The following is a 19,016-nucleotide window of genomic DNA, read 5'->3' as shown; positions in this document are numbered from 1 at the left end:
TCTCAAGCATGATCTTCTACAACTAGGGGTGTGAACACGACCCATCCGCGGCAGCGCCGATCACTATCTCGCCGCACCCTGCTCTTGGGCGGACTCGGCGCCCTGGCCGCCATCGGCGTACCGACCACGGTCGCCTGCACCCGCACCATCGAGCCCCCTCCGAGTGCCATCCCCACCGGCGCCCCCGAACTCCCACCGACCGCCATCCTCACCGGCTACATCGGCGCCGTCTACTCGATGGCCTTCAGCCCGGACGGTAAAACCCTCGCCGCCGGCGGCCACGACGACACAGTGCGGTTGTGGAACGTGACCGGCCGTAAAACCATTGCCACCCTCCCCAGCCACACCGGCATCGTCTACTCGGTGGTCTTCAGCCCGGACGGCAAAACCCTCGCCACCGGCGGCAGTCTCGACGGCACGGTGAGGCTGTGGGATGTGACCGGCCGCAAACCCGTTGCCACCGCAGCCCTCACCAGCAGCCCCGTCTACTCGATGGCCTTCAGCCCGGACGGCAAGATCCTCGCCACTGGCGGCAGCGACACGGTGCAGTTATGGGACGTGGACGGCCGCAAAACCATTGCCACCCTCGACAGCCACACCAGCGACTGGTTCCACTCGATGGCCTTCAGTCCGGACGGCACAACCCTCGCCACCGCCGGCAGCATCAACGGCGAGGTGCGGCTGTGGGACGTGGACGGCCGCAAAACCGTTGTCACCGCCACTCTCAGCGGCCACACCGGCTATGTCCGCTCGGTGGCCTTCAGTCCGGACGGCAAATTCCTCGCCACCGGCAGCGACGACGGCTGGGCACTCGTGTGGGACGTGGCCAGCCGCGAAACCGCCACCGCTCTCAGCGGCCACACCGGCGCCGTCTCCTCGGTGGCCTTCAGCCCGGACGGCAAAACCCTCGCCGCCGGCGGCCTCGGCGACACGGTGCGGCTGTGGGACTTGGCCAGCCGCGAACCCACCACCCTCACCAGCAACACCGAGAACGTCTACGAGGTGGTCTTCAGCCCGGACGGTAAAACCCTCGCGGTCGGGAGCGAAGACGGCACAATACGGCTGTGGAGCACTACTCGCCCCGTCACTGAGGCTACCCACTCCTAACGGCTTCGACCTTTCGGGAACCATGGCTTTCCCGTCGTGCCCTCTCGGGAGCCGCGCGCAGCCCGGCCGCGGCCCGCTGGAATACGCCCTCTTCGCAGCAGCGCCGATCACTATCTCGCCGCACCCTCGTGGTGATCGTTTAGCTGGCGGTGCGGCGGTTGGTGGGAAGCGAGGTGACGTTCTCGACGGTTTTGGCCATGCGGATCCGGCGCCAGGCCGTGGTCCACTGGGCGAGATCGTCTTCGCTGCCTCCGCAGTCGATGATGAAGCCCTCCACGACCTTCATGTGGGGGAGGCGACGCGGGGCCGTGCCGGCCTTGGCCATCGCGATCCGATCCCATGACCGGCCGCACGAGGGCGTCCACACACCCAGGTTCGGGAACGAACGTTAAACCCATTATGGGATTGACCATAAGGGTTCATAAGAAGACGTAATTATTTGATAAGGCGCGCCGGTCATCCTCTGCCTTATACAACCGCTGGGTTCCCACAAGGATCCGGAGGTAGTGCTCTGTCGGTCTTCTTCTCGCATTGACCAGGAGATTTTGTGAAGAAGGTAGTTGGGCTGGCGGCATTCGCCCTGGCCACCACCCTGATGGGTACTGTAGCACCAACGATGGCCGCGGCCGACCCGCTGCCCCCCGGCCAGTCGGCCAAGCTCAAGGCCGCAGAGTCGGCCGCCACCATGGACGGGTTCAAGCGGATGCTCGCCGAGCAGATCGCCCGCAGGCTCGACAACGGTGAGTTCAAGGCGGTGCTCAACCGCGAGCTGGCGGGTGACGGCCAGGCCGACCTGGCCGCGTTGTTCGCCTCCGTGCCAGGCGCGCAGGACCTGACCGACTACACCCGCCAGGCTGACAGCAAGATCCTGCAGCTGAAGGGTCTCCAGACCGAAGGCGAGGGGGAGTCGCTGCTGGAGGTCTCGGCCGACCCCGCCACGGTCAAGCGGGTCGCCGCGGGCGAGAAGCCACTGGTCATGTTCACCCCGTCCAAGGACGAGAAGTTCGTCCGCACCGTCACCGCCTACGACTCGGCCGGTCGCACTCACGAACTCGATGCCCGCCGGGCTCCCAAACAGGCGGTGCTCGTCGTGGGCCTGAACGAGCGCAAGACCGCCGAGCTGGGCCAGCAGGTCATCCGCAAGGCTCTCACCGAGGCCGGCGTCACCGGAGTCGACCGTAAGGCCGCTGAGGCCCAGCAGCCTACGGCACAGGCCGCTGAGGCCCAGCAGCCTACGGCGCAGGCCGCGGGAACGCCCCGCTGGGCAGCCCAGATCTACCGCATCACCAACTACAACGACCACGAGCCCTGGTACAAGGGCGGACCGGAGATCTACGCCTGGACCATGGGCGCCGGGACCGACGGTAAGGCTCGGGTCGACAGCATCGAGATGCCCTACATCACCGACGAGGGCACGACCTACAGCAACGTGAACCAGGTCCTGATCGAGTGGTCCAACTTCAGCTGGACCGCCGTCGATGTCGTCTTCATGGAGCGCGACGACAACGCCGACCTGTCCGGCCTGGCCAAGGCCATCGTCGAAGGCGTGCTCGTCGCCACCGGAAACGGCCAGTACGTCGCGATCGCCGACAAGGTCATCAGCGCGCTGCCCAGCGACTGGGTCACCGACAGCGACGACTGGGTCGACTCCTGCTACAGCGTCCAGGCCGGCCGCGCCGGACAGATCAAGTCCATGCCCTGTGCCGCCCGCCCGGTCGGCATGGAGGTACGCCTGATCTCCAACTGGATCTGACGAGTCCGGCTTCGGCCCGACACGTTGACCGCCGCGGCCCCGGTGACACACCGGGGCCGCGGCCTGTGCCCGGGCTGAACCTGACCTGTTTCGAGGGTGGCTTCTTCACCGGCCGGCGCCGCTCTCCCGTTCCTGCCGGACCTCGGCTGACCGGCCCAAAAGAAGCCAGGGTGGTCTGCCCCTCCACAAGACCCTGCGTCAATTCCAGGTCCTGCCGCCCGTCCGGGCAGGTCAACGGCCAACCCGGAACCGATAAGCACAACGATGAACTAAAGATGAACTAAAGGGGGACCTCCAAGTTCCCATAAGTCCCTCGCAAGCGATTTGAGTGACACTTCGATCATTCGATCAGGCTTGCATTCAGGAAGTGTCATGAGACACGTACGGCCTCCTGCCGACATCTGCAGTCGGCCGAGCAGCGTGGCAGCGACTACTGCCGGTGGGAACGTCGCGGGCACCTCCTCTCCCGGATGTGGATGGACTCACGCGCTGCTGACGGAGAAGCCACACCAGATGGGCGTGAATCGAATACGACATGGGATGACATCGGCCCTCCGCCACGCCGGTGACGACACGCGCCGGCCGACGATGCCGAGTCCGTCACCTCCGCGTGCCGGGCACGGAGCATCTGCTCTGGAAACCCATATGACGACCTCGTAGCGGCAACTCGCCTCCCCAGCAGTCTCCGTGCCGGACAACGAAGGAACCTGGGCCGGCCGCCGACCAGGTATGTCACCACGCACGGCTTCGCGGAAGGCCGTAGCCCCGAGCTCTCGCGGCGCGACCTCGGACAGATGGCCTCCCCATCGCCGAGTTCACTCAGGCCGGACTTCCACGGCCGACATCTATGCGAGAGGACCCTCAGTGAGGTCGAGATGGAGAAAAATTGACCGCCCACGACGTCGGGGACGGGTGTCCCGGCTGAGCCGGCTGGTCGCGACGGTGATGACCGTCGTGCTCACCACGAGCCTGACACATGCAACATTCGCCCCCCCGGTGTACGCCGATCCGTCGCCGGCGCAACAGGAGGCTTTGAACACCAGGCTGCACGCGACGGCCACGCACCTCAAGAGCCCGAAGCCGTACAGGGACAGCCTGCTCAGCGAGTATCTGGGGACACTCGTGCTCACCTCGCCGGGGCTGACCGAGGAGCAGTATCTCAGCCGGCTTCAGGCCGCCTCGGAACAGATCGACCAGAAACTCGGCTCGGAGGCCGACGCGAAGGACAGCGTGGACCTCATGTCCAGGATCGCCAGGGTGGGCGCGCAGGTTCCGGGAATGGAGGGAGTCGCCGCCACCGTCAAGAACGCGCTGCGCGATCTGGTCATCTCACCGATCTCGCGGTACGACAGCTGGTCGGACGCGCTCGCCGCGCAGCGGTACACCGTCCAGGAGACCTCCATTCTCCTGGACGAGGTGAGCCTCGCCGGCGCGGGCCGGATCCGGAAGGTGGCGCTGGACCTGGGCGTGGATCACCCCGCGGTACGGGTCTGGAACTCCCAGGTCGGTGTCCGATCCGGTATCACCGCCGGTGCGACGACCGCGGATTTCCTGGCGGACGCCGAGCTCAACGAGGTGGTCGGGCTCAGCGAGATTCTCAAGTACTCCCCGGGCGACCCCAGATGGCAGCAGGAGGTCGACAAGAGGCTGGCCGTCCTGCTGGCGGCGAACAACGAGATCATCAAGGACGCGGTCGAGGCGATCGACGAGTTGCAGAGCACGTACGACGGCGCGTTCCTCTGGAGCACCTCCGCTCCCGCGGAACCGCCCTGCGCGCCCGGAGTCGCCATCCGCACGGACGCCCTGGCCGACTGCAAGTCCGCCTTCGAACGGGCGAAGGAGGGGGCCGATCAACGCAGAGAGTACATCAAGCACGCCGAGCAGGGACTCAAAGGGCTCGTCAGCGTCGTGGACTTCGCCGACAAGGAGAGCGGCAGGAGGGTGAAGTACCTCGGTGAGGCGGCCATCAAGGTCGCGAGCGCCATCAACGACTACCTCCCGAAGATCGCCGCGAAGGGATTGCAGGACGCCATCTTCTCCCTGGGATCGGTGGTGCTCACCGGGAACATCCTCGGCGCGATCGGAGCCCTGCTCCCGCTCTTCCAGGCCGGTCAGCCGAGCATAGAGATGCGGATCCTGACCGAGCTCGGCAAGCTCCGCCAGGAGGTGGTCACACTCCAGACCGTCATGTACAAGCAGTTCGACGCCGTGAACAAGAACCTCAACCTCATCTACACCGAGATGCTGGGCAAGTTCGACGAGGTCCTGAAACTGCAGCAGGTGTCGGTCGCCCAGCTCACCCAGATCCAGGGACAGCTCCACACCATCGAGCGGAAGGTGGACTCCTGGTCGAGTGAGATCATCAGGTCCCTGCAGAACGGCGCCCTGCAGGAGGCCCGCACGGCGCTCAACCGGCATCTGAGGCGGTCAAGCGGTAAGCCCGTCGCGTCGTTCGCCGAATACGACGTGGCTGAGAATTGGGTTTATTTCGCTGGGACGTCGCAGGCGCGGGAGGCTCCGTTCGTGCCCAGCAGGGGCAGTTATCCCACTCATGAGAACGATCCGGTGGCCGCGCTGGATCTGTATGAGGAGACCGGTGGCGCGATCGGGTTCTTGACCTGGTACGGCAACCGTAAGTACGGGTGGCCGGCCGGTGTGCCGGCCGGTGTGGCGGAGATCCCCAATGCCGCGGTCTGGTTGTCGATGGCCACCGGCTACCGTCAGCTCGCCGCGGAGAACCCCGTCTACGCCGCCCAGATGAATCCCCAGCGCACCGCCGATCTCGTCGCCGCGGGCCGGGACATCGACGACGCCGTCGACGCGCTCAGCACACCCGCCCCGACTCCCAACCCCGACGGGTCCCACACCAACAAGCTCTACACCGGGCTCGTCGAGGACTACAAGAACGCCGCCACCGACTTCAACGCGGCCCTGCTGCCGTTGCAGAAACAGGCCGTCGACAACAAGGACTACAAGCTCTTCGGCACCGCCGACCAGGCCATCGCCACCCAGCCCGCGCCTCCCGACATCGTGCCGTTCTGCACCGGCGGCTCCGGGCAGGGCCCGATCATCAACCTCGAACGGCCCGCCAACGTCACCTACAGCGGCAACGCCATTCCCATGGCCCGATACGCCTTCCCCGAAGGCTCCCGGCCCACTCTCGGCTACTGCCACCAGTTCGCCCTCACCGAGGACTCCATCACCTCGACCCTGTCGGTCACCATGCACCTGCGCATCACCTGGCCCAGCGCTCCCGGCCAGCCTGCGAATCCGCCTCAGACGCTGCGTACCTGGACCAAGACCTGGGAGGTGCCCACCGTCTGCCGCAAGCCCGATTCCAGCCCCGAACCCCCGTCGGTCTGCAATCCCAGCCAGTACTACCTTGATCGCTGGGTCAGCGGCGGCTATCGGCAGTCCTTCGCCGAGACCGCCACGCTCACCGAGTATCCCGAGCCCCAGCAGGCCGTCCGCACCCAGGTCACCCGGTTCCTGACCGAACGCCAGAAGGGCTACTACGACGCCGTCGTCACCGAGTTGACCACCCCGGGCAAGCCTCTCTTCCAGGCCAACGCCGAGCTGTCCACCGCCTTGCGTCTGCTGCAGGCCTACACCGCGGCCGGTTTCCCCACCGCTCTCGACGACGACGAGCTTTTGCAGGTCCTGTTGCACGGCGCCGAACGCCTTCCCGCCGACACCCCCGGTGAGACCACCATCACCACCATCTTCCGCACGGCGCAAAACACCTACAGCTCCTGCGCCGCCACCCCTGACGCGGCCTGCGCCGCCACTCTCAATCCCTTCGCCGGCCAGCAGCACGCCTGGCTGACCAACTGTCTGACCTGGTACAAGAACCAGCTGCCTGTTGCCCGGTGGAGCCAGGACCCGCTGGCCAACACCATCGCGGCCTTCGCCTACCACACCGCCGACACCCTGCGCCTGCGCTACGACCACCACTCCAAGAACCTCAAACAAAAGACCTACACCGAAACCCTCGCCCCCGTCACCACCGCCCACAAACTCCTCGAAACCTACGACACCGTGATTCACACCCCCACTCCATGACCGGCTGACAGCACAGACAACACCAGGCACGTGGTCCGGGGAACGAGGGGCGGAGTCATCGGCGCTCGTTCTCCCGGCCCGCGGCATAGGCGGATCCGCCATCGGCGGATCCGAAGGAGGACGATCGGTGAGATCGAGCAGAACCCGTGGCGGGTCGGTGGTAGCCCGTCTGGCCAGGGCGATAAGAGGGGGTCTTCCCCTTGTGCTGACAGCGTCGCTGTTGCACGGAACACTCGCGGCGCCCGCGCACGCCGAGCTGTCCCTTGACGGCCAGCAGCGGATCGACACCGTCTTGCACGCGGCCACGATGCGTCTACGCAGTCCGCAGCTTTTCAAGGACGTCGTACTCAGCCTGCTCCATGTGGCTGAGGTCACCCGCAACCCAGCCGCGAGCGAGGAGCACTACACCCAGGTCATCAAAGCGTCCGAGACCGGAATCGGCGCGAAGCTGGATCGCGCCTATCCCGGAGCCGGCCATGAGGCCGACGCCCTCGTCCGGATCGGCGCCTTGGCGGAGTCCGACCCGGTGTATCGCGAGATCGGTGTGGTGCTGAACGGACTGGTGAACGAACTACCCGCCTCCCCGCAGCGATACGACGACTGGCGGCAGTCCCTCTCCAGCCAGAGGTCCGCCGACGCCGAGGCGGCCGTCGTTCTGCGGGGGCTGAACGAGAAGGCGGCGGCGACGATCCGGGAGTTGAGCGCGCAGCGGGGGGCCGATCACCCCGCCGTCAGGGCGTGGAACGCCGAGATCGGTGCCGACTCCGGCATCACCGCGAGCGCCACGACCGACGAGCTGCTGCAGAGCTCGCCCCTGAAAGACGCCGTCGACCTTCAAGCAATCATGAAATTCCCGCCGAGCGACCCGAAGCATAAAGAAGAAATCGTCAAGCAGATGAACCAGTTGCTGGCCAAGAGCAACGAGAACGTCAAGCAGACGGTGAAGGACATCGAGGTTCTGCACAACGGAAGCGACGGCGCCTTCCTCTGGGTCACCTACGCGCCTCCCACCCCACCCAGTGCCTACGACCTGGCGGCGGAACGCGCCAAGACGCGGCAGGAGAGCATCAACGCGGCAGGGGAGGGGCTCAGGCTTCTGACCTCGATCCTTGGGCTGACCAATCCCAAGGAAGCGCAGAAGATGGCCGCCGTCTGTGACGGGGTCATCAAGGTCGCCACCGCCGTCAACGAATACCTTCCCAAGATCGCCGGCAAGGGCTGGCGGGAGGCGGTCTTCTCGGCCGGGACGGCGGACCTCGCCAAGACCGTCATCACCACGGTCGTCGCCCTGCTCCCGCTCTTCCAGGCCGGTCAGCCCAGTCCCGAGGAGATGATCCTCAAGCAGGTCGGCGAGCTCCGTCAGCAGGTGGCAGGCCTGCACAACGCGATGAACGAGCAGTTCACCCGGGTGAACAAGAATCTCAACGTCATCTACACCGAGATGCTGGGCAAGTTCGACGAGGTCCTGAAACTGCAGCAGGTGTCGGTCGCCCAGCTCACCCAGATCCAGGGACAGCTCCACGGCATCGAGCAGAAGGTGGACACCTGGTCGAGCGAGATCATCAAGTCCCTGCAGAACGATCACCTCAAGAATGTCCGGGCGGCGCTGAGCCAGCATCTCCGGTATCGCGAGACCCATCAGCAGCCGATCCCGACCGTCGGAGAGTTCGACAGCACGATGAACCTGGTTCATTTCGCTGGGACGTCGCAGGCGCGGGAGGCTCCGTTCGTGCCCAGCAGGGGCAGTTATCCCACTCATGAGAACGATCCGGTGGCCGCGCTGGATCTGTATGAGGAGACCGGTGGCGCGATCGGGTTCTTGACCTGGTACGGCAACCGTAAGTACGGGTGGCCGGCCGGTGTGCCGGCCGGTGTGGCGGAGATCCCCAATGCCGCGGTCTGGTTGTCGATGGCCACCGGCTACCGTCAGCTCGCCGCGGAGAACCCCGTCTACGCCGCCCAGATGAATCCCCAGCGCACCGCCGATCTCGTCGCCGCGGGCCGGGACATCGACGACGCCGTCGACGCGCTCAGCACACCCGCCCCGACTCCCAACCCCGACGGGTCCCACACCAACAAGCTCTACACCGGGCTCGTCGAGGACTACAAGAACGCCGCCACCGACTTCAACGCGGCCCTGCTGCCGTTGCAGAAACAGGCCGTCGACAACAAGGACTACAAGCTCTTCGGCACCGCCGACCAGGCCATCGCCACCCAGCCCGCGCCTCCCGACATCGTGCCGTTCTGCACCGGCGGCTCCGGGCAGGGCCCGATCATCAACCTCGAACGGCCCGCCAACGTCACCTACAGCGGCAACGCCATTCCCATGGCCCGATACGCCTTCCCCGAAGGCTCCCGGCCCACTCTCGGCTACTGCCACCAGTTCGCCCTCACCGAGGACTCCATCACCTCGACCCTGTCGGTCACCATGCACCTGCGCATCACCTGGCCCAGCGCTCCCGGCCAGCCTGCGAATCCGCCTCAGACGCTGCGTACCTGGACCAAGACCTGGGAGGTGCCCACCGTCTGCCGCAAGCCCGATTCCAGCCCCGAACCCCCGTCGGTCTGCAATCCCAGCCAGTACTACCTTGATCGCTGGGTCAGCGGCGGCTATCGGCAGTCCTTCGCCGAGACCGCCACGCTCACCGAGTATCCCGAGCCCCAGCAGGCCGTCCGCACCCAGGTCACCCGGTTCCTGACCGAACGCCAGAAGGGCTACTACGACGCCGTCGTCACCGAGTTGACCACCCCGGGCAAGCCTCTCTTCCAGGCCAACGCCGAGCTGTCCACCGCCTTGCGTCTGCTGCAGGCCTACACCGCGGCCGGTTTCCCCACCGCTCTCGACGACGACGAGCTTTTGCAGGTCCTGTTGCACGGCGCCGAACGCCTTCCCGCCGACACCCCCGGTGAGACCACCATCACCACCATCTTCCGCACGGCGCAAAACACCTACAGCTCCTGCGCCGCCACCCCTGACGCGGCCTGCGCCGCCACTCTCAATCCCTTCGCCGGCCAGCAGCACGCCTGGCTGACCAACTGTCTGACCTGGTACAAGAACCAGCTGCCTGTTGCCCGGTGGAGCCAGGACCCGCTGGCCAACACCATCGCGGCCTTCGCCTACCACACCGCCGACACCCTGCGCCTGCGCTACGACCACCACTCCAAGAACCTCAAACAAAAGACCTACACCGAAACCCTCGCCCCCGTCACCACCGCCCACAAACTCCTCGAAACCTACGACACCATGACCCGTCCCTCCGCCCGATGAAAGAGACCGGACGGAGCCCCTGGATGGAACCCGTCCACATGACAACCCGGATGCGCGGTCCGTGGCCTTCATCCGCCCCACCGACGTCTGTTCCCCATCTCATCCCGTCCAGGGAGTCAGAGGAATGACCATGCGAAGAGGAACCAATGCCCTGCGAGCGGCGAGCGTGCTGTGTGCGCTCCTGCTCCTCCCGACGGCGCCACCGGCGCAGGCCGCCGGAGGCACACTCGCCAACGCGCCGGTGCTGACCGTATCCGCGGGGAACCCCGCGGATACGGTCAAGGAGCCGGAGCCGGGGACAAAGAAAAAGGAGAAGTCGAAGGAAAAGGAGAAGTTCACGCCCTACACGCCGAGCGAGCTCGACCGCGCCCAACTCCCCGACCTGTCGGGCACGCGGAAGGTCGAACCACCGAAGACGCGGCGGCTGGACCGGACTCCCGACGGCTTCCTCAAGCTCCCGCAGCAGCCCAACGCGGCACCCACCACTGACCCGGGAACCAACACGGTGGTGGGAAAACTCGAGGAGGCGATCCTGGAGGCGGGAGGACGGGTCCGCGTCAAGGGATGGGCCGCGAACAGCGCCTACCCCTCCAAGACCGTCCAAGTGATCGGCGGCACATCGGGACAGGCGCAGGTCACAAGCTGGGCCAACACCCCGAGGCCGGGCACCCCCTACGGTGACGCGCACGGGTTCAACTTCGACGTCCAGATCCCACCGACCAGAGGGCTGCACCAGGTTTGCGTATCGGCGTTCTACACCACCACCAAGGTCACCGACCTCGGATGCCTTGAGTTCGACTCCCGGGCGTTCGGCGCCATCGAGTACCGGATTCCTCTCGCGGTCGTCGAATCGGGCGCGTACTCCGTGATCGGCGGCTGGATGATCGATCCTTATACCGCCTCCTACGCGACATTCAGTGGATTCCGCGACAAGAAAGAGTTTTTCCGCGGCTACAGCGCCGCCCTGCCGCGCCCCGACATCGCCCAGGCTTTCCCCACGTTCGGCCCCAACCATGGCTGGGAAGTGTGGATCAAGCATGACGGGCTCGAAGGCACCCCCAGCGAGCTCTGTGTGAACGCCGACTCTGGGGGAGTGGGGAAACAGCTTGGCTGCATGACCCAGAACTCCCGGCACGATCCGTTCGGGGCGCTGGACGAAGTGCGCTGGCAGGGCGAGAACATCCTGGTCAAGGGCTGGGCGATCGACCCCGACACCCGCTCGCCGGTAGACGTCTCGATCTTCGCGGACGGCAAGCTGGTCAAGACGGCCTCAGCCTTCCAGCTCCGTACCGACATCCGTGATGCCCATCCGGAGTATGGCGACTCCCACGGGTTCGAGACGACGATTCCCGCCGCCTTCGATGACCAGAAGATCACCGTCAAGCCGACGAACATCGGCCGTGCCGGTCCTCTCGGAGGCAATGTGGAGTGGAAGATGAACTACGACGGCTCCTCTGGGCCGTGCCGCTGTATCGGGGAGAACTTCGAGTCGGGCTCGTACGACAAGACCGCCTACTCCACATGGGGCGTCGACCATTCCATGTGGATCACCTCGGACAAGTCGCAGGTGGTGTCGGGAACCTACTCGGCCTACGGTCAGAGCCTGCCCAACGGGGAGTGGACGGAGTTCCTGATCTCGAACAGGGCCAAGATGAAGCTGAAGCGCTCGACGACCTACACGGTGACCTACCGGTACCGGATTCTCGGGCCTGCGAACCCCAAGGTCGAGCACTACTTCCTGGCGCGGACCACCAGCGGGGGATATGGCAACGACTGGTGGGGCGGGATTTTGACCGACTCCACCGGCTCCGGGGTGAAGAGCAGATCGGTGACGTTCACCACCGGTGCGTTCGACGACTACTACCTCATCTGGGGCATCCACAACAGCGGTGCCATGACGGTCGACAACATTGTGATCAACGGTCCGGTGGGCTGACGATCCACACCGTCTCAGCGGCATCGGACCACCGGCCGGCCGGACCGTAGCCACTGGGCAGTGATCTCCGCGGGGCACGCGCCCGCGGAGATCACTGCCATGTGCTTCGTGCCCGCTCGGCAAACGATGATCGAGTTCCACTCCACGGTCCCCGTCCGGGAGTGCGGAGCAGGACTTGGCGCGAGTCGGTCGGGCGGGCTGACCCGCGACTGACGGCCCCGCGGCGAGGCCGGGTAGGCGGCGAGCGCCTGAAGCGGCCCTGACAGGGTATTCGAGAGCTGATCGTGGAGCTGTCTCGCGACCGGGCAGGGATGATCGGCGGCGGTCATCGACAACCGGAGCGCCGATCGTGCGCATCGGCGATCCGTGTGGCGTCGGCGAAGCACGAGCCCGGCGGACCGGGCTGGATGTGCGCGGACCGGTCAGCCGGGGTGAACAGGAGGCCGTGTGTGAGCAGCAGGTCGGCCAGGCCGGCATATGGTCAGTCGTCACGTCGGCCGCGGTGCGTTCCGGCCCACAGGGCCGCGTGGGCGGCGACACGGGCCAGGAGCTGCTGAGGTGCTCCAGGGATTCCGGGCAGGCCGGTGCTCTGGTCGCCCGAGTGATCAGTCGACACGACGGAAGGCCGCGCGGTAGTCCCTCGGGCGTCGCCCGGTGTGCTTGGCGAAGAGGGCGGCGCGTGTGTGGCCATCGTCAAGAGATCGGGTACGCCGAACACCTCGGACGCGAAGCAGCCTGGATAGGCCAGGACACCAACCCGCAGTACGCTCACGCTCGCCTCGACAAGGCCGCCATCGTGCCCCGGCAGCCGAAGAAGACCGCCGCGAAGGCGTGACCCCTCACCCTGGCGTTCGACCTGCCCTGAACAGCCACAACAGCGCATCGGAACGGTGGACGGCGATATCTCGGCCCGCTCCGGCTCGCTAACGTCGTTGGCCGTTCGGTTGTTGTCAAGGGCCTGGAAATCCCCCGATGCCAGGTGATATTCGCGCTCCTCCTCACCCAGCGGCCGGGGCCGGCTACCGGGCTGGGCGGGCGATCAGCGCCTCTATGCCGTCCAGCAGGAGGTCGAGGCCGAACCGGAAGTCGGCGTCCTCCGTCCAGCCGGTGGAGTCCCTGAGCAGGCCGGAGCGCATCATGGCCGACAGTGCCGGGTACGTCGCGGGGTCCAGGACCTCAGTGAGTATCTCGCCGTACTCGGTGGCTCCCTTGGCTCTGGCCGCGAGCTCCTTGCCACCGGCGCCGAGCGAGTGCGTGAGTGTGGCGTCGGTGAGGGCGTAGCCGGTCAGCACCGTGGCGGCGTTGAACTTCTGGCCGTCGTCCAGCCCGGTACCGGACAGCGCGTCCAGGGCCCGGTCAAGCCAGAGCAGTCGCCGCGGGCCCATGGGCGGGGTGCTCTGGCGCAGGTCCAGCAGCCAGGGCCGGGACAGCAGGAGGTCGCGGGTGAGCCGGGTCCACATGGCGAGGTAGGCGCGCCAGGACAGGTTCCCGCGTTCGGGCGGTGGGGGCACGGCGCTGTCCGCCATGACGGTCAGCAGTTCGTCCTTGCTGCCGACGTACCGGTAGAGCGCCATCGGAGCGACGCCGACCTGGGCGGCGACGTTGCTCATGGAGACGGCGGCCAGCCCCTCGGTGTCGGCGATCTCGATGGCGGCCATCGTGATCGTGGCCAGGTCCAGGCGCGGCCTCGGGCCTCTGCGCGTGGTGGGTTCGCGGCCCCACATCCGCGCCACGACGGGTGGCAGCTCTGCCATCGAACATCCTCTCGTGCGGTCGGAATCTGTGTACGTCATATAGCCTAGTAATTGTGTATGTTGTACAGAGTAGGCTATACATAATGAGGGGGGCGTCATGGAGATCCGTACGTTCGCACCGAGCGACCGCGCCGAGCTGCGCGAGCTGTTCGAGCGCGTGGGCGAGGGCGCCCCCACGGCGTCGCTGTGGGGGCACGTGGACTCGGAGGCGGCCGTCTACCTGGACCCCTACATGGAGCTGGAGCCGGACTCGCTCTTCGTCGCCGTCGCCGGGGGCGCCCTGGTGGGCTACCTGACGGGATGCCTCGACAGTGCGAGGTTCCCCGGGGAGGGCGAGCGCATGGAGAAGGCGATGAGGACCTACCGGCTGGTCTTCCGACCCAGGCCCGCGGCCTTCTTCGCGCGCAGCTTGGCCGATCTGGCGTGGGCCGCGGTCCGCAGGGAGCCCGGCGTCGGCGAGTTCGCCGACGCCAGGTGGCCCGCGCACCTGCACATCAACGTGGCACCCGAGGCGCGAGGGACCGGCGCCGCCGACGGGCTGATGAGCCGGTGGCTTGACCGGCTCAGGGAGGCCGGATCTCCCGGCTGTCACCTGCAGACCCTGGTCGAGAACACCCGGGCGGTGCGGTTCTTTGAGCGCATGGGCTTCGCCGAGCACGGCCCGGCACCACTGGTGCCCGGCCTCCGGCACGACGGCCGGCGGGTCCACCAGCGGACGATGATCTGGAGCGCCGGCCGCGCTGCTGAGGAGGCCGAGGCCGGAGCGCGGACGTCCGCCAAGCGTCAATGATCCCGGGCCGCACCGCCACCTGGGTGCAGGCGCGATGGTGCCTCAGAGTTATTAATCTACAACGTAAAGGCGCTCAGTCAGTTTCAAGATCATTTATAAACGGACTAAAGACTCATAACCCACAAAGAGGGTCGGCCCACATAGGGGGACCGCCGGGATACGAGTGAAAGGGGCAATGAGCTCCCGAAGCTGCTGGTCGGGGTGGCTGTACGACGAGGTTCTTGGACGGCGGGATGATCAGCTTGGTGTAGCAAAACCCGCGCAGTATCGGACCGCGCGTGCTGGATAGGCTCCGATGCGTTACATCGGTCTTCTGCTCGGGGTCTGGGTTGTGACGGCGATCGATCGCACCGCGTATCCGCGGTTCAAGAGGGTGGTTCCCGCGCGGGAGCTGGCTGAGGCGTTCACGCCGACGGTCGCCGAGGTCGCGTGGGCACGGGAGAAGACGCAGAGCGATCAGCATTTGCTGGCCCTGGTGGTGTGGCTGAAGTCGTATCAACGGCTGGGGCATTTCCCGAAGCTGGACGAGGTCCCCGCGGCGGTGGTCGAGCATGTGCGCGGTCTGCTGGATCTGTCTGGCGAGGTGACGGCCGAGCATGATGCCGACCGGACCGCGAAGTGGCATCGCGGGCTGGTCCGGTCATTCATGGGCGTGAATTACGACTCGGGCAAGGCCCGTGCGATCGCCGAGGAGGCGATCCGCCGGGCGGTCACAACGAAGGACAACCCGGCCGATCTGATCAACGTGGCGCTGGAGGAGCTGGTGCGGACGCGGCGCGAGTTGCCAGGGTTCTCCACGCTGGACCGGATGGTCGCGGCGATCCGGACGGAGACGAACATCGCGCTGTACGCGATGGTCGCGGCACGGATCGACCTGGCCGCCAAGGCCCGGCTGACGCGGTTGTTGTGGCTGGACCCGACATCGGGACGCAGCGAGTTCGACCGGCTGAAGACACCGGCGAAGGCGGCAACGCTGGGCATGTTCAAGCTGCGCCTGGCCCACCTGCAGGCGCTCGACGAGCTCGGCGCGACCGAGCAGTGGCTCAACGGCATCCCAGCCACGAAGATCGCACATTTCGCCGGTGAAGCCCGGGTGACCGACGTGGGCGACATGCGGGACATGGCCCGGGACTCGGGTCGGTGTCACCGGAGGCAAAGTAGCTCTGTGTAATGGTGGTGACGGTTCGTGTTCTCATAAATGACCAGTTGTGACAGTTCTGCGAACACCCCGATCTGAGCCGAAGACCCGCAGGTCGCGATTCGCACAACACCTCTCACAACTACCCTTGGTTTTGACAGTGTTCTGCGAGATTGACGGCATGCAACTCGGACCCGACGACGCCGCGGCCGCGGTCGAACGCCACCCTTGCCCGCAATGCGACGTCCCCGCCGACAGCGCCTGCCGCACCCGCGCCGGGAAGACCGCCGCGAAGTACCACACCGCACGGTTCATCCTCGTGCCCTCGCTACGGGACGAACTCACCGCGCCCGTCCCCGCCTACCGCGGACCGGGCAAGAAGTGGACACAGGGCCCCGATGTCGCCCCGGCGAAGCCGGAAACGAACGGGACGCCGATCCGGATCGGCTACGCCCGCTGCTCCACCGCCACCCAGGAACTGCAAAGCCAGCTCGACGCCCTCGCGGCCGCGCACTGCACACGGGTGTTCTCCGAGAAGATCAGCACCCGCATCAAGATCCGCCCCGAACTGGAGAAAGCACTCACCCTCGCCCACGAGATCAAGACCGCCGCCCCGGACCAGCCGGTCGTCCTCACCGTGCACGAGATGAAACGCCTCGCCCGCAACGCCGCCGAGCTGATGACCCTCTCCTCCCTGCTACAAGGCGGCGGGGTGCAACTGGAGCTGCTCACCGGACCCCTGACCGGGATCTACGACCCGCACGGCGTGGGCTCCATGCTCTTCGCCGTACTCGCCGTCACCGCCCAGCTCGACCGCGACTACATCCGCGAGAAAACCCTCGAAGGCCAGCAAGCCGCCGCCACACGCGGCAACCACGGCGGCCGACCCACGGAGACCCGAACTCGGCCGATCCGTACCGGACGTCCGTCCGCTTAGCCGGGGTCGGCGCAGAGTTGGGAGGTTAAGGCAGTGCGGGCCCACTCTTCCCACGTGTCCGGCGACCAGTCGCGGTCGCGTACGAAGATCAGGTAGAGCTGCGGGCTGAGCAGGCCGAACAGCAGGTCCGCCGCCATCTCGATGGAGAGGCCGGGACGGGCGTCGGGCTTGCGGGCCAGGGCTTCGGCCGCTGCGTACTGCACGGTGTAACGCGGGTCGGGGCCGTCCGGCCACTGTGCGGCGATCTCGGGGTCGGTGGCCGCGGCAGCCGCGATCAGCGGCATGATCGGGGCGACCCGGCCCAGGATCTCGCGGGTGCCGTGGACGTGCGCGCGTAATTGTCCGGCTGCGGTGGGCTCGGCGCATGCGGCGCGAAACCACTCACGATCCATGGTGGCGACCGGCTCGGTATCCCCGGCGATGGATGTGTCGACGACGCCCTTGAACAGCGTGCGCTTGTTGCGGAAGACGAAATAGACCGTTTGGACGGCCACGCCTGCCCGGTCCGCGACCTCCTGCAGGTTCGTCGCCCCGTAGCCCTGCGCGACGAACAGTTCGCGAGCCGCCTCGACGATCTTTTCGCGGGTGCGGCGTGAGCGCTCGGCTCGCTTGTCCGGCCGCTTGACTTTGTCCATATTGCGAGTATATCTCTAGAGCATGTCACTAGAGTTCAACTCTAGATTCTTGGAGGAGACGATGGACCAGACCAACGCCACCCAGAAGCCGGAACCGGACCTGGCCTCAACGCGGCGAGACCCGGAGGAGGAGTCCGTCCACCGTGCACTGGAGGGTTACTACCGCACCGGCAAGCCACCGTGGGACACCGGCGTGACGCCGCCCGAGCTGGTCGCCCTGGTAGAGGGGCACGGCGCGCTGCCGCCCGGCCGCGCCCTCGAACTCGGCTGCGGCACGGGGACCAACGCCACCTACCTCGCACGGCACGGCTGGGAGGTGGCGGCCGTCGACCTGATCGACCGCGCCGTCGACCAGGCCAGGGAGAAGGCTGCGGAGGCGGGAGTGGCGGTACGGCTGCTGCACGGAGACGCCACCCGCCTCGACGAGCTGGACGTGCCGGGCCCCTTCGACCTGTTCTTCGACCTGAGCTGCTACTGCGGGGTCCCGCTGCACCGCCGCGACGCCTACGCCGCCGGGCTCACCCACCGCGCCGCTCCCGGAGCACGGTTGCTGATGTTCGGGTACGGTCCCGAGCCGCTCGGTAATCCGATCCCCGAGGTCACGTCGTGGGCGGCGGGCGTCACAGCCGACGAGCTCCGCGCCAGGTTCCCCGGCTGGGAACTACTCGACGTCACACCGGGCACCAACTCGGTGCCGACCTTCTGGTTCACGCTGCGCCGCGACGCCTAGCAATCTCCGGTCCGGTTTTCTGTAGATTTGTGGCAATTTTCACGCCGCCCGAGCAAGTCGAGCTTGGGCGGCGTAGTGGTCGAAGTGCTGGGTGATGGCTCTGAGCGCCGCTCGTAGTCCAGGTGGCGTTTGAGGCTGATCGGTCGCGGTGAGTGCCGCCGACTCGCCGGCAGGTCCGTGTGCGGCAGTTGCGGCCGGGGTTCCGGCGGCTGAACCCCGATTCACCTGAACGGCGAATCCGTGCTGTTCAACCGGCTCGAACACTCTTGCCAAACACCGCGGTGCCCTCAGGCGCCACTAGAACGTGGAGATCACCATGACAACCGACACCGTGACCCTGCGACCAGTCGGCCGGGTGGTGGGCGGTCGCAGCGAGATGGTCGAAGACGACTGGCACGACGTTCGAGCCGTGATCCGGCTGGACGGTGAGACCTTCACCCAGGCCGAGCACCCCAGGCCGAGCACCTCTGCATCGTCCAATGGAGAGCTACTGATATGAACGTATTCCTGTGGATACTGCAGGCCATCCTGGCCGCCGCTTTCGGCTTGGTCGGGGTGATGAAGTCCATCCGGCCCAAGGAGAAGCTGCGCCCCGCGATGCCTTGGGTGGAGGACTTCACCGCCACCCAGGTTCGCCTGATCGGCGTGGTCGAACTTCTCGGTACCGTCGGCCTGATCCTGCCCGCCGTCACCGACATCGCCCCAACCCTCACTCCGCTGGCCGCTACCGGCCTGGCCATCACTATGCTCGGTGCAGCCGCCACCCACGCCCGCCGCAAGGAGTCGTCGGGCGTCGCCGTCAACGTGGCCTTGCTCGTGCTGTCCGTTGTCATCGCCTGGGGCCGCTTCGGCCTTTACGCCTTCTGACCTCTGCCGAGTGAGAGGCCCAGCACAACCGCACAACGG

The 19,016-nt window shown here is 66.6% G+C and carries 14 protein-coding genes; 11 read left to right on the top strand and 3 right to left on the bottom strand.

Annotation, left to right across the window (positions count from 1 at the left end; genetic code table 11):
* The first annotated feature begins 30 nt into the window (after positions 1-30).
* On the top strand, positions 31-1,107 hold the full coding sequence (locus ACFQVD_RS09255) for a WD40 repeat domain-containing protein (protein WP_343964249.1): 1,077 nt from the start codon (positions 31-33) through the stop codon (positions 1,105-1,107).
* 139 nt (positions 1,108-1,246) lie between these two features.
* On the opposite strand, the gene ACFQVD_RS09250 is transcribed toward ACFQVD_RS09255, so the two are convergent.
* Entirely contained in the window at positions 1,247-1,393 is a 147-nt protein-coding gene (locus ACFQVD_RS09250; RefSeq protein WP_343964251.1) for a hypothetical protein, read from the bottom strand.
* Positions 1,394-1,654: 261 nt separating this feature from the next.
* Between ACFQVD_RS09250 and ACFQVD_RS09245 the strand changes: the two genes are divergently transcribed.
* From ACFQVD_RS09245 to ACFQVD_RS09230, 4 genes are all read left to right on the top strand, one after another.
* Positions 1,655-2,860 (top strand): DUF3103 family protein, encoded by a 1,206-nt coding sequence (locus ACFQVD_RS09245; RefSeq protein ID WP_343964253.1) that lies wholly within the window; start codon positions 1,655-1,657, stop codon positions 2,858-2,860.
* A gap of 912 nt (positions 2,861-3,772) precedes the next feature.
* Positions 3,773-6,922 (top strand): hypothetical protein, encoded by a 3,150-nt coding sequence (locus tag ACFQVD_RS09240; RefSeq protein WP_386270838.1) that lies wholly within the window; start codon positions 3,773-3,775, stop codon positions 6,920-6,922.
* 220 nt (positions 6,923-7,142) lie between these two features.
* A complete protein-coding gene (locus ACFQVD_RS09235) occupies positions 7,143-10,190 on the top strand; it encodes a hypothetical protein (RefSeq protein ID WP_386368458.1) in 3,048 nt (1,015 codons plus the stop codon).
* A 130-nt stretch (positions 10,191-10,320) separates the two neighbouring features.
* Entirely contained in the window at positions 10,321-12,126 is a 1,806-nt protein-coding gene (locus ACFQVD_RS09230) for a hypothetical protein (protein ID WP_343970975.1), read from the top strand.
* Positions 12,127-13,145: 1,019 nt separating this feature from the next.
* On the opposite strand, the gene ACFQVD_RS09225 is transcribed toward ACFQVD_RS09230, so the two are convergent.
* Positions 13,146-13,880 carry a TetR/AcrR family transcriptional regulator gene (locus ACFQVD_RS09225; RefSeq protein WP_343970978.1) on the bottom strand — a complete coding sequence of 245 codons (735 nt, stop codon included), beginning with the start codon at positions 13,878-13,880 and terminating at the stop codon, positions 13,146-13,148.
* A gap of 97 nt (positions 13,881-13,977) precedes the next feature.
* On the opposite strand from ACFQVD_RS09225, the gene ACFQVD_RS09220 reads away from it, so the two are divergent.
* The 3 genes from ACFQVD_RS09220 (at position 13,978) to ACFQVD_RS09210 (ending at position 16,745) form a co-directional block, all read left to right on the top strand.
* Entirely contained in the window at positions 13,978-14,670 is a 693-nt protein-coding gene (locus ACFQVD_RS09220; RefSeq protein ID WP_343970981.1) for a GNAT family N-acetyltransferase, read from the top strand.
* A gap of 295 nt (positions 14,671-14,965) precedes the next feature.
* On the top strand, positions 14,966-15,841 hold the full coding sequence (locus ACFQVD_RS09215) for a DUF4158 domain-containing protein (protein WP_343970984.1): 876 nt from the start codon (positions 14,966-14,968) through the stop codon (positions 15,839-15,841).
* A 148-nt stretch (positions 15,842-15,989) separates the two neighbouring features.
* Positions 15,990-16,745, top strand: a complete 756-nt coding sequence (locus ACFQVD_RS09210) for a recombinase family protein (protein ID WP_343970987.1) — start codon at positions 15,990-15,992, stop codon at positions 16,743-16,745.
* On the opposite strand, the gene ACFQVD_RS09205 is transcribed toward ACFQVD_RS09210, so the two are convergent.
* The gene (locus tag ACFQVD_RS09205) at positions 16,742-17,380 is read right to left on the bottom strand and encodes a TetR/AcrR family transcriptional regulator (RefSeq protein ID WP_343970990.1); all 639 of its coding nucleotides are present in this window, start codon (positions 17,378-17,380) and stop codon (positions 16,742-16,744) included. The two genes, ACFQVD_RS09210 and ACFQVD_RS09205, sit on opposite strands and share 4 nt — an antisense overlap.
* Positions 17,381-17,441: 61 nt before the next feature.
* Between ACFQVD_RS09205 and ACFQVD_RS09200 the strand changes: the two genes are divergently transcribed.
* From ACFQVD_RS09200 to ACFQVD_RS09190, 3 genes are all read left to right on the top strand, one after another.
* On the top strand, positions 17,442-18,110 hold the full coding sequence (locus ACFQVD_RS09200) for a class I SAM-dependent methyltransferase (RefSeq protein ID WP_343970993.1): 669 nt from the start codon (positions 17,442-17,444) through the stop codon (positions 18,108-18,110).
* A 316-nt stretch (positions 18,111-18,426) separates the two neighbouring features.
* Positions 18,427-18,609, top strand: coding sequence for a hypothetical protein (locus ACFQVD_RS09195; RefSeq protein ID WP_343970995.1), 183 nt, complete (start codon positions 18,427-18,429; stop codon positions 18,607-18,609).
* Positions 18,606-18,977: a DoxX family protein gene (locus ACFQVD_RS09190; protein ID WP_343970997.1), complete on the top strand. Its 372-nt coding sequence runs from the start codon at positions 18,606-18,608 to the stop codon at positions 18,975-18,977. The genes ACFQVD_RS09195 and ACFQVD_RS09190 overlap by 4 nt, the downstream gene beginning before the upstream one ends.
* The last annotated feature ends 39 nt before the right edge of the window (positions 18,978-19,016 follow it).

Origin of the sequence: Streptosporangium amethystogenes subsp. fukuiense (genome assembly GCF_042665875.1) — a bacterium.
Classification (GTDB): domain Bacteria; phylum Actinomycetota; class Actinomycetes; order Streptosporangiales; family Streptosporangiaceae; genus Streptosporangium; species Streptosporangium fukuiense.
The sequence above is the reverse complement of the archived record's forward strand: the minus strand, read 5'-3'. Positions and strand labels throughout refer to the sequence as shown.